Below are 11,039 nucleotides of genomic sequence, written 5' to 3'. Positions count from 1 at the left end.
GCCGACATGGCGACCACCGAGGGCGGTCAGGTCTTCCACTGCACGGCGGGCAAGGATCGCACCGGATGGACCGCGATGCTGCTGCAGCACATCGCCGGTGTCGACGACGCCACGATCATGCGGGACTACCTGCTCACCAACGAGTACAACGAGGAGTGGGTGACCGAGACCCGCGCCTACCTCGTGGCCACCCAGGGCGAGGCGGCCGCCGCGCTGCTCGAGCCGCTGTTCGGCGTCGAGGAGAGCTACCTGCAGGCCGGGCTCGACGAACTGGCCGCCACCTACGGCTCGGTCGACGCCTACCTCACAGAGGGGCTCGGGCTGAGCACGAGCACGATCGACACGCTCCGCGGCAAGCTGCTCGGCTGACCGTCCCACCCCACTCCCCACGAAGGCAGGGTCATGTCCCGTACCTATCTCGTCACCGGCAGCGCCTCCGGAATCGGCGCCGCCACCACCTCCTACCTGAGCACCAGGGGCGCACGCGTGATCGGCGCCGACCTGCGCGATGCCGACATCACCGCCGATCTCGCGACCGCGGCAGGACGGGCCGCCCTCGTCGAACAGGCCAGGGACCTGTCCGGCGGCAGCCTCGACGGCGTGATCGCGTGCGCCGGGGTGGCACTGTTCGACCCACTCACCGTCAGGGTCAACTACTTCGGGGCGGTCGCCACCCTGGAGGGGCTGCGCCCACTGCTGGCGGCGGCGGAACGGCCTCGCGCCGTGGTGATCTCATCGGTGGCCTCGCTGCACCCGAGCGACCCGGCAATCGTCGACACCGCCCTCGCCGGCGAGGAGGATGCGGCCGCCGACGCGGCACGGGCAGCGGTCGAACGGGGTGACGGCGCACTGGTGTACGGGTCCTCGAAGGCGGCGATCGCCCGCTGGGTGCGACGGACCGCGATCACCGCCGAGTGGGCGGGTGCAGGTATCCCGCTCAACGCGATCGCTCCCGGCACCATCGTCACCCCGATGATCCAGGCGATGCTCGACACCGAGGAGGGCCGGGCGGCCATCGACGGCGCCGTCCCGATGCCGCTGGCCGGTCACGCCCACCCCGATCAGGTGGCCCCACTGCTGTCCTGGCTGGTGTCCGAGGAGAACTCGCATGTCACCGGGCAGGTCGTCTTCGTCGACGGCGGTGCCGACGCGGTACTGCGCGGCGACGGCACCTGGTAGCGGCTCACGACGCTCGGCCCGATGCGGCATCACCGCATCGGGTCGAGAGGTCAGAGGTGAAAACTACTGTCCCATCACGTACTTGACAGTCGGTCCCGCGGTCCAGCCGCCGTCGACAGCGATCTCCGCTCCGGTGACGTAGGACGCGGTGTCCGAGAGCAGGAAGGTCACCGCACCGGCGATCTCGTCGGCCTCGCCGACCCGCCCCATCGGGGTGTTGGGGTAGTTGCCCTCACCCTGCGCGATGCCGACCTCGGCCGTCATCGGCGTGTACGTCATGCCCGGGTGCACGGAGTTGACCCGGATCCGGTCGGTCCCGAGTTCGACCGCCGCGATCTTGCTCAGTCCGCGCACGCCCCACTTCGAGGCACCGTAGCCTGCGGTGAGCGCCAGACCCATCAGGCCCGCCGCGGACGAGATGTTGACGATCGAGCCACCTCCGGCGGCCCTGATCGGCGCGATCACCGCCTGAATTCCGTTGAAGACACCGACCAGGTTGATGTCGAGGACCCGACGGAAGTGCTCGAGCGGCTCGTGTTCGAGGTACTGGCCGGTCGAGACGCCCGCGTTGTTCACCAGGCCCGTCACCGTGCCGAACTCGGCGACGGTGAACTCGACGGCGGCGCGCCAGGCATCGGCGTCGGTGACGTCGAGATGGGTATATCGCGCGCCGTCACCCAACTCCGCTGCGGTGGCACGCCCCTCCTCGTCGAGGACGTCGGCGATCACCACCCGCCCGCCGTCGGCGACGATCTGGCGGGCGAACTCCGCGCCCAGGCCCCGGGCCCCACCTGTCACGACGACCACCTTGCCGGACAGCAGCTCCGATTGCTCACTCATGGGAAAGCCCCTCCATGTCGGCGAAACAAGCTCATACAGTTTAACTTTCACAGCGATTCTCGGCCTCCGCCCACAGGCTTCGTGCCGACCGTTCCATCCAGCGGGAAAACCGCTTACCGACCGACACGCCGCCGAGTTCCATGATGCGCATCACAGGACAGCCCCCTGATGGCACGGAGGAACACATGTCACTCGCCAATACGTCCCCGCCCGACTCCGCCGAAAGCGAGGTCCGCGAGATCGTGGCCGCGGCCGCGCCAACGCGATTCGCCCGCGGATGGCACTGCCTCGGCCTACTGCGCGACCTCCGGGACGGGAAGCCGCACTCGATCGAGGCATTCGGCACCAAGCTCGTCGCGTTCGCCGATAGCAACGGCAAGGTCAATGTCCTCGACGGGTACTGCCGTCACATGGGCGGCGACCTGAGCCAGGGCGAGATCAAGGGCGACTCGATCGCCTGCCCGTTCCACGACTGGCGCTGGGGCGGCAACGGCAAGTGCACCGACATTCCCTACGCCCGGCGGGTGCCGCCGCTCGCCAGGACCCGTTCCTGGACGACGCTCGAGCGCAACGGTCAGCTGTACGTGTGGCACGACCCGCAGGGCAACCCCCCGCCTGCCGAGGTGACGATCCCGGAGATCGAGGGCTACGGCTCCGACGAGTGGACGGACTGGAGCTGGAAGACGCTGCGCATCAAGGGATCACACTGTCGTGAGATCGTCGACAACGTCGTGGACATGGCACACTTCTTCTACATCCACTACGCGTTCCCCCGCTACTTCAAGAACGTCTTCGAGGGCCACACCGCGTCGCAGTACATGAAGTCGACCGGACGTGAGGACGTCATCTCCGGCACCAACTACGACGATCCGAATGCCGAGATGCGCTCGGAAGCAACCTACTTCGGTCCGTCCTACATGGTCGACTGGCTCGAGTCGGATGCGAACGGCGTCACCATCGAAACCGTCCTGATCAACTGCCACTACCCGGTCAGCAACGACGAGTTCGTGCTGCAGTACGGCGCGATCGTCAAGAAGCTGCCCGGCCTGTCGGACGAGAATGCGGCGGGTATGGCCGCCCAGTTCGCGGAGGGCGTCGAGACCGGATTCGAGCAGGACATCGAGATCTGGAAGAACAAGGCCCCCATCGACAATCCGCTGCTGTCCGAGGAGGACGGCCCGGTCTACCAGCTGCGTCGCTGGTACCAGCAGTTCTATGTCGACATCGAGGACATCACCGACGACATGACCAAGCGTTTCGAGTTCGAGATCGACACCACGCGCGCGGTTACCAGCTGGAAGCAGGAAGTCGCCGACAACCTGGCCCGTCGGGCCGCCGCAGAGTAAGGAAGACACACCCATGAGCTACGAAGTTCTGGCCGCGGTCGAGGCCGCGGCAGACGAGTTCTTCATCGAGGGCGAGGAGGCCGAGCGGATCGGCAAGGTCGCCGACGCCTCCGTCAAGAAGATGAAGGAGTTCGGTTCCATCCGGATGCTGCAGCCCACCGAGCACGGCGGCATGGAGGCACACCCCCGCGAGTTCGCCGAGACCGTCATGCGGACCGCGTCGATCAACCCGTCGGCGGGCTGGATCCACGGCATCGTCGGCGTCCACCCGTGGCAGCTTGCGTTCGCCGACGACCGTGCACAGCAGGAGATCTGGCGCGACGATCCGAACACGTGGATGGCGTCGCCGTATATGCCCGCCGGCCGGTGCGTGCCGGTTGACGGCGGCTACCGGTTCTCCGGTCGGTGGCAGTTCTCGTCCGGCACCGACCACTGCGAGTGGGCGTTCCTCGGTGCGATGGCCTGCAACCCGGACGGCAGCATGGAGATGCCGCCGCGGATGCTGCACGTGATCATCCCGCGCAGCGACTACGAGATCGTCGACGACTCGTGGAATGTCGTTGGGCTGCGCGGCACCGGATCCAAGGACGTCGTGGTCACGGACGCGTTTGTGCCGTCGTATCGGGTCATGGTCGGCGACGAGGTGATCGACGGCACCGCGGTGCGCGACTACGGGCGCGACGAAACGCTGTACCGGATGCCGTGGTCGACCGTCTTCCCGCTCGGCATCACCTCCGCCACCATCGGCATCTGCGAGGGCCTGCTGCACCACGCCAGCGAGTACCAGCGTGAGCGGATCAACCCGCAGGGCACCGCCGTCAAGGACGACCCCTACTCCATGTTCGCGATCGGCGAGGCGAGCGCGAAGCTGCGGTCCGCGCGGGATTCGTTGCTGGCCAACGTCGACCGCATGTGGGATCTGGTCGACGCAGGCACGACGCCGACGTTCGAGCAGCGCGCCCTCGGCCGTGAAACTCAGGTCAACGCGGCCTGGCAGGCCGTCACGGCAATCGACCAGGTGTACGCCCGCTGCGGCGGCAACGCGCTGCGCATGGACAAGCCCATGCAGCGGTTCTGGCGGGACGCGCACGCCGGTCTGCACCACGCCATCCACGTCCCCGGCACCGTGTATCACGCCGCGACGCTGAGCACCCTGGGCGTGAACCCGCAGGGCCCGCTCCGCGCGATGATCTGACCTGACCGCACACTCAACGGAGACAGCACATGACCAACCCCGACCTCGGCGGATTCGGCACCGATATCCGCGGCCTCGGCTACGTGAAGATCCAGACCAACGAGATGGACCGGTGGCGCACCTTCGCGTTCGACGTCCTCGGCTTCGCCCGCGGCACCGGGCCCGACGAGAGCGCCCTCTACCTGCGGATGGACGAGCGGGCCGCCCGCATCATCGTCGTCCCCGGCGACACCGACGAGGTCGTCACCATCGGCTGGGAGGTCCGCGACCACCACGCGCTGGTCCGGGTCACCGAGGCGGTCGAGCGCGCGGGTATCGCCGTCACGCCGCTCTCGGTCGAGGAGGCCGACGCCCGCCGGGTCGAGGAGGTTGTGACCTTCGTCGATCCGTGCGGTGCCACGCTCGAGATCTTCCACGGCGCGGTCCTCGACCACAGCCCCGTCGTCACCCCGTTTGGCGCCCGATTCGTCACGGGCGCACAGGGTCTCGGCCACGTCGTGCTGCCGACGATGGACCCGAACGGCACCTTCGACTTCTACACCGATGTCCTCGGCTTCCTGCCGCGCGGCGCCTTCCGGATCCCGGCGCCGCCGGAGTTCGGCCCGATGCGGGTGCGGTTCCTGGGCGTCAACGAGCGCCACCACAGCCTCGCGCTGTGCCCGGCGCCGCACGGCGGCGCCCCCGGCCTGGTGCACATCATGGTCGAGGTCGACACCCTCGACGCCGTCGGCCAGGCACTCGACCGCGTTGTCGCGGACGGGTTCTCGGTATCGTCGACGCTGGGTCGGCACACCAACGACAAGATGGTGTCCTTCTACGTCCGCGCACCCGGCGGCTGGGACATCGAGTTCGGCACCGAGGGCATGAAGGTCGAGGAGAAGCACTACTCGGCGGAGGAGATCACCGCCGACAGCTACTGGGGCCACGACTGGTCCGGCAGCGAACCGCTCGCCGCGATGTAGCGAGCCCTACCCCCGATTCCTGGATGCCGCATGCAGTCGGCCCTTGCCGAATGAAAGCGGCATTCAGGACGAAGGTGGGACACCCGGCGCCCTCCGTCGCATCCATCTCGAGCATCGAAGGAAAGTTTCGGTGACCTGCTTCACAAAGCAGGAGATCTGTGTGACTATTCCTAATAGAAAGACCCATGTCAGATGGGTCTCGCTCGATGATCGACTGATGCGAGGAGACTTCGATGACCACACCGACGGCCACCGACTCGACCCCGACCGCGGTTCTCGACCGGGTGTCACTCGTCCTGGACGCGTTCGACGGCCCGGGGCGGCTCACCCTCTCCCAGGTCGTGCAGCGAACGGGCCTACCGCGCTCGTCGGCGCACCGGATGCTCGAACGTTTCGTCGCGATGCGCTGGCTCCGACGCGACGGCCGCGTCTACGAGCTGGGCAACCGCCTGGTGGAGCTCGGCTCCATCGCCGTGCATCAGAACCGGCTGCATGCCGCCGCCGCACCGATCCTGCAGGAACTGCACCGGGTCACCGGCTACGTCGTGCACCTCGGCGTCCTCGACGATCCCGACGTGCTCTACCTGGACAAAGTCGGCGGCCGGCTGGCCGCCGACCTGCCGACCCGCGTCGGAAGCCGCTACCCGGCCCGCGGTTCTGCGATCGGCAAGGCACTGCTCGCGTACACCCCGAACGGCAGCGACGAGCTGACCGGATTCACCCCCGAACTGCGCAGGGTCCGGGAACTGGGCGTGGCCTACGAGGTCAGCCAGATCTCGGGCGGGATCGGCATCATCGCCGTTCCGATCGGGCCGGTCGGCGGAGTTCACGCCGCGGTGTCGATCTGCGGGCCCAGCGAGCACATCAAGTTCGACCACCGGCACGCCTCGCCGGTCCGGATGGCTGCGAACGCGATCTTCCATTCCCTCACCGGGCACGACAGCGGCGCCGCCCCCATCGCTCACCGGAACCGCCTCGAGAGCCTGCCCTCCTCGACGGCTCGGCGCCACCTCCAGTACGCCTGACCGCGATCACCGACGAAAGCGACAAGCATGCCGATCGACCCCGAGATCGAGTCGATGCTCGAACTGCTCGACGCCGAATTCCCGCGCGTCGAGCAGATGAGCGGACCGCAGGCGCGGGCCGCGATTCGGGCGCGCCTCCAACCGAGCCCCGGTCCCGAGCCGATCGGCTCGGTCCGCGACGTCGCCATCGACGGGCTGGACGGGCCGGTCCCGGTCCGGATCTACCAACCCGACACGTCGGCCGGGCCCCGGCCGGTGGTGGTATTTGCGCACGGCGGCGGCTTCGTCTTCTGCGACCTCGACACCCACGACGGGTTCTGTCGCGCACTGTCGAACGGGGTCGGCGCGACGGTGGTGTCCGTCGACTACCGGCTCGCACCCGAGCACCCCGCGCCTGCCGCCGCCCTGGACGTGTACGCGGCGCTCGTCTGGGCACACGCGAATTGCGCCGAGCTGAAAGGGGATCCGGACCGACTGGTCGTCGCCGGGGACAGCGCCGGCGGCAACCTCGCCGCGGCGGTGGCGATGGCCGCCCGGGACCGCGGCGGGCCCCCGGTCGCCGGGCAGGCGCTGCTGTACCCGGTCATCGACGACGACTTCGACACCGACTCCTACCGGACCTACGCCAAGGGCCATTTCAACACCCGCGCCGCGATGCAGTGGTACTGGCGGCAGTACGCGCCTGGCGGCGCAGACAGCCCGCTGATCTCCCCCGCCCGCGCCGAGACCCTCGCCGGCCTGCCCCCGGCCGTCGTCGTCACCGCAGGCCGCGACCCGCTGTGTTCGGAGGGGGACGGCTACGGCGCACGACTCGCAGCGGACGGTGTGCCCGTCACGCACCGTCGCTACGCCGACCTGTTTCACGGCTTCCTGACGATCGCCGCGCTGTCTGCGACGCAGTCGGCGCGAAAGCAGCTGTGGGAGGACCTCAGGACCATCCTCGACATCGAAAAACGCTGACCGGAAGCCCTTTTCGGTCAGCTCGGCTCGGCGCTCTCGCCGCCCCCAGCGAAGTCCTCCAGGTCACGCCAGGTGTCGGTGACCTCGGGGATCGGGTTGCCCAGTGCATTGCGGGTCCGCACGTGGGTGAACTGCTCGGCGGCGGCGTCGATGTCGTCAAGCACCTGCCGGGCCAGGTCCACCTCGGCCTGGAAGTAGCGCTCGGCCCAGACCAGGCTCATCGCGGCGAAGGCCCAGGCCGGATCGCGGGACGCATGATGGCGGTGCAGCGTCGCGCGCTCCCGCCGAGATTCCATATTCTCGATGTGCGACCGGACCAGGGCCTTCAGCTGGTCCGGCTCGTTGAGGTGCCCCATCCACAGCCGCAGCATCAAACCGTGTTTGAGGACTGGTTGCTCCACCTGCGCATCCCGAGACCAGGTTCGCACCGCGTGCGTCCCCGATTCGGTGATCCGGTAGACCCGCCGTCCACGCTCGCCTGGCGCCGACACCAGTTCCGACTCGACCAGACCCAGCTTCTCGAGCTTCTTGAGTTCGGCGTAGACCTGACTGACCGACGGGCTCCAGTAGAAGTAGCCGATGCTCAGATCGGCCCACTTCTTGAGGTCGTAGCCGGTGAGCTCGGACCCCAGGGTCAACATGCCGAGCACGGCCCAGCTGGTCGCGGGCAGCGACGGGTAGCCGTCGCCGACAGCCGAGGCGGCAGAATCGGACTCGGGCATGGTCGAAGACTAACAGCCCTGGTGGGGACGCCAGAACCTCGCCAGGACACCGCGAAACGGGCCTCCCGCTCCGCGGGAACCAGGGCATCCGGCACTCCCGAATTGTGACTACCGTCGCGAAGCAACCAAGGGAGGTCCGACATGGAAAGTGTCCACTGCACCAGCTGCGACAACCGAGTGCTCGTCGAGAAGTACAGCGACGCGCACACCAGCATCCAATGGCTCGACGACGCCGACAGCGCATGCCCCGAGTTCGCCCGCACCCGAACCCCCGACGGCCGCGCCGCGGTACTCACCTGCGGCAAGCTGCAGGAGACCATCGACGACCTGATCGTGTCCGGACAGATCGGTCTGTCCCTGCGCAGCTATCCGATCCCCGGCCACCTCGAGTAGCCCCCGACACGCGGGCGCTGGCGCCACGACCGTCAGATCACCAGCGCGGGACGACGCGGAACCGCACCACCCGACAGCGTCCGGTCGGCCTCGGCCAGCCCGCGCACCGCGGCCCGCAGCGACTGCTCGTCGAGCGCGTACGGCAGCCGCAGGTACCGCTCGAATGCGCCCTCCACCCCGAATCGGGGGCCGGCGGACAGCTGCACCCCGTGCGCGGGTGCGGTCGCGGCGAGCGCCGTCGACAGCGGCTGCGGCAGCTGCACCCACAGCGCCATCCCGCCGGGGCCGGGATCGCAGCGCCACTGCGGCAGGTCGGCGGCCAGCGCGTCGAGCAGCGCCCCGCGCCGGTCCCGGAGCTGCTGCCGCCGGGCCGCGAGCAGCCGGTCGGGGTCGGCGAGCAGCCGGGCCGCGGCGAGCTGCTCGAGCACGGCGGTGCCCATGTCGAGCGCCGACCGCACCGCGAGCAGCGCGTTGATCGTCGCGGTGTCCGCGCGGATCCACCCGACCCGCAGCCCCGACCAGAAGGCCTTCGACATCGAGCCGAGGGTGACGATGTCGGCCCGCGTTCCCCGTGCGAACGCGGCGACCGGGGTCGGGGTCGGGGCGTCGAGCCCGAGGTCGGTCATGGTCTCGTCGATCACCAGGGTCATCCGGGTGTCGGCGGCGATCCGGACCAGTTCGGCGCGGCCCGCGTCGTCGAGGCAGTAGCCGGTCGGGTTGTGGAAGTCGGGCACCAGGTAGGCCAGCTTCGCCGCGGACTGCCGCGCCGCGACGCGCAGACCCTCAAGGTCCCAGCCCCGCGCCTCCAGCCGCAGCGGCACCGGAACGGTGAGCGCCCCGCGCCGCCGGATCGCCTCGATCCCGTTCGTGTAGGTGGGGTGGTCGATCAGGACCCGCTCCCCCGGCGCGGCGAGCAACCCGAGCACCAGCACGAGCGCCTGCTGGGCGCCGGTGGTGATCATGATCTGGTCAGGGTCGGTGGGGACGCCGCGGTCGCGGTACCGCCGCGCAACGGCCTCCCGCAGTTCGGGGGTGCCGAGCGGCGCGAGCCCGTGGCCGCCGAGGTGGGCGGGCAGCGCGTCCAGGGCCGCGGCGTAGACCTCGCGGAGCGCGTCGGCGGGCGCGGGCATGGACGCGCAGGTCAGGTCGAGCAGGCGCCCGGGGATTGGGTCACTCGCCGGGGGCATCCGGCGGGCGGGGACCGCGACGGTGCTGCGCGACCCCTGCCTGCTGACCAGGTATCCGTCCTCCCGCAGCGCGGCGTAGGCGGCGGTGATGGTGGTGCGGCTGAGGCCGAGCGCGGCGGCGAGCTCGCGTTCGCTGGGCAGGGCCACCCCGAGCGGGATCCGGCCGTCGGCGATGAGCAACCGGACCGCGTCGGCGAGGGCCCGGTAGGCGGGGAACCGGCTGGCGCGGCTGCGGACCCCGTCCGGCTGCCACCGGCCGAGGTCGCGGGCAAGGGTGGACGCGCCGATCACCCGCATCGCGGCGTCTCCTGACGATTCATGCAGACCAGTATTGCCAAAGTGGCTATTTCTTTCAATGCCAGTTTCCCTCGACGATGAGGCCATGGCCCCGTTCCTCACCTTCGCCCTCGCCCTCGCCGCGCTGACCGCGGTCGCCCTTGTCGGCCGCCGCCGCGGCACCCCCCTCTTCCGCCTCGACCAGTTTCGACCGGCGGCACCGCTGGCGGGACACCTCCCCGACCAGCGCGACGCCGATCGCACCCTCGCGGACCTGCAGGCGGCCGCCGACCGCAGCGCCCCCGGCATCGCCGCCGGACGCGAACTCACCGCAAAGCAGTCCAGTTGACCACAACTGGACTGTTCTGCCGGGAGGGTTGTCGGCGACTCCGGCCATACTGGAACCCGTGACGACGCGGTACTGGTCCTTCTTCGACACCGCCCTCGGGCGGTGCGGCCTGGTCTGGTCCGAGCGGGGCATCGCTGGCCTGCAGCTGCCGGAGCCGTCGGACGCCGCGACCCTCCTCCGCCTGCGCGCCTGCTTCCCCGACGCCGCGGAGCGTCCCCTCGGCCCCGGTCAGCGTGCCGCCGTCGACCGGATCACGTCGCTGCTCGCAGGCGGGTCCGACGACCTGACCGACCTCGACCTCGACCTGACCGGCATCGGGGACTTCGACCGCCGCGTCTACGCGGTTGCCCGCGCGATCGGCCCCGGCCGGACCCGGACCTACGGGGACGTCGCGGCCGCGCTCGGCAGCCCCGGCGCGGCGCAGGCCGTCGGGCAGGCGTTGGGGCGCAACCCGATCCCGGTCGTCGTCCCCTGCCATCGCGTGCTCGCCGCCAACGGCGCGGTCGGCGGGTTCTCCGCGTCCGGCGGCACCGTCACCAAGCGGGCCCTGCTCGCGGCCGAACACACACCCGGCTTCGACGACCCGGCGCTGTTCTGACGACCGG

General features: G+C 69.7%; 13 protein-coding genes. 10 read left to right on the top strand and 3 right to left on the bottom strand.

The annotated features are described in order from the left end of the window. Together ACFWPA_RS17420 and ACFWPA_RS17415 are read left to right on the top strand one after the other, a co-directional pair. Positions 1–369, top strand: a 369-nt coding sequence (locus ACFWPA_RS17420; protein WP_378571207.1) for a tyrosine-protein phosphatase, incomplete at its 5' end; no start/stop codon positions are given. A 33-nt stretch (positions 370–402) separates the two neighbouring features. After that, the gene (locus tag ACFWPA_RS17415) at positions 403–1,179 is read left to right on the top strand and encodes an SDR family oxidoreductase (RefSeq protein WP_378508886.1); all 777 of its coding nucleotides are present in this window, start codon (positions 403–405) and stop codon (positions 1,177–1,179) included. 63 nt (positions 1,180–1,242) lie between these two features. Here ACFWPA_RS17415 and ACFWPA_RS17410 read toward each other — a convergent pair whose 3' ends face one another. Beyond that, positions 1,243–2,019, bottom strand: coding sequence for a glucose 1-dehydrogenase (locus ACFWPA_RS17410; RefSeq protein WP_378508887.1), 777 nt, complete (start codon positions 2,017–2,019; stop codon positions 1,243–1,245). A gap of 185 nt (positions 2,020–2,204) precedes the next feature. Between ACFWPA_RS17410 and ACFWPA_RS17405 the strand changes: the two genes are divergently transcribed. The 5 genes from ACFWPA_RS17405 (at position 2,205) to ACFWPA_RS17385 (ending at position 7,507) form a co-directional block, all read left to right on the top strand. Beyond that, positions 2,205–3,365, top strand: a complete 1,161-nt coding sequence (locus ACFWPA_RS17405) for a Rieske 2Fe-2S domain-containing protein (RefSeq protein WP_378508888.1) — start codon at positions 2,205–2,207, stop codon at positions 3,363–3,365. Positions 3,366–3,378: 13 nt separating this feature from the next. Next, positions 3,379–4,560: a hydroxylase gene (locus ACFWPA_RS17400; protein WP_378508889.1), complete on the top strand. Its 1,182-nt coding sequence runs from the start codon at positions 3,379–3,381 to the stop codon at positions 4,558–4,560. A gap of 29 nt (positions 4,561–4,589) precedes the next feature. Continuing rightward, entirely contained in the window at positions 4,590–5,522 is a 933-nt protein-coding gene (gene bphC, locus ACFWPA_RS17395) for a biphenyl-2,3-diol 1,2-dioxygenase (RefSeq protein WP_378508890.1), read from the top strand. A 233-nt stretch (positions 5,523–5,755) separates the two neighbouring features. After that, positions 5,756–6,547 (top strand): IclR family transcriptional regulator, encoded by a 792-nt coding sequence (locus ACFWPA_RS17390; RefSeq protein ID WP_378508891.1) that lies wholly within the window; start codon positions 5,756–5,758, stop codon positions 6,545–6,547. A 27-nt stretch (positions 6,548–6,574) separates the two neighbouring features. Further along, positions 6,575–7,507, top strand: coding sequence for an alpha/beta hydrolase (locus tag ACFWPA_RS17385; protein ID WP_378571205.1), 933 nt, complete (start codon positions 6,575–6,577; stop codon positions 7,505–7,507). A gap of 17 nt (positions 7,508–7,524) precedes the next feature. Here ACFWPA_RS17385 and ACFWPA_RS17380 read toward each other — a convergent pair whose 3' ends face one another. After that, positions 7,525–8,229, bottom strand: a complete 705-nt coding sequence (locus ACFWPA_RS17380) for a PadR family transcriptional regulator (protein ID WP_378508893.1) — start codon at positions 8,227–8,229, stop codon at positions 7,525–7,527. Between the two features lie 141 nt (positions 8,230–8,370). On the opposite strand from ACFWPA_RS17380, the gene ACFWPA_RS17375 reads away from it, so the two are divergent. Further along, the gene (locus tag ACFWPA_RS17375; protein ID WP_378508894.1) at positions 8,371–8,622 is read left to right on the top strand and encodes a hypothetical protein; all 252 of its coding nucleotides are present in this window, start codon (positions 8,371–8,373) and stop codon (positions 8,620–8,622) included. A gap of 32 nt (positions 8,623–8,654) precedes the next feature. Here ACFWPA_RS17375 and ACFWPA_RS17370 read toward each other — a convergent pair whose 3' ends face one another. Continuing rightward, on the bottom strand, positions 8,655–10,106 hold the full coding sequence (locus ACFWPA_RS17370; RefSeq protein ID WP_378571203.1) for a PLP-dependent aminotransferase family protein: 1,452 nt from the start codon (positions 10,104–10,106) through the stop codon (positions 8,655–8,657). A gap of 85 nt (positions 10,107–10,191) precedes the next feature. Between ACFWPA_RS17370 and ACFWPA_RS17365 the strand changes: the two genes are divergently transcribed. Beyond that, positions 10,192–10,434, top strand: a complete 243-nt coding sequence (locus ACFWPA_RS17365; RefSeq protein ID WP_378508896.1) for a hypothetical protein — start codon at positions 10,192–10,194, stop codon at positions 10,432–10,434. 58 nt (positions 10,435–10,492) lie between these two features. Next, positions 10,493–11,032 (top strand): methylated-DNA--[protein]-cysteine S-methyltransferase, encoded by a 540-nt coding sequence (locus ACFWPA_RS17360; RefSeq protein ID WP_378508897.1) that lies wholly within the window; start codon positions 10,493–10,495, stop codon positions 11,030–11,032. Positions 11,033–11,039: the final 7 nt, after the last annotated feature.

Origin of the sequence: Rhodococcus sp. NPDC058505 (genome assembly GCF_042720095.1) — a bacterium.
Taxonomy (GTDB): Bacteria; Actinomycetota; Actinomycetes; order Mycobacteriales; family Mycobacteriaceae; genus Rhodococcus_G.
This window is presented reverse-complemented; position numbering and strand designations above follow the sequence as displayed.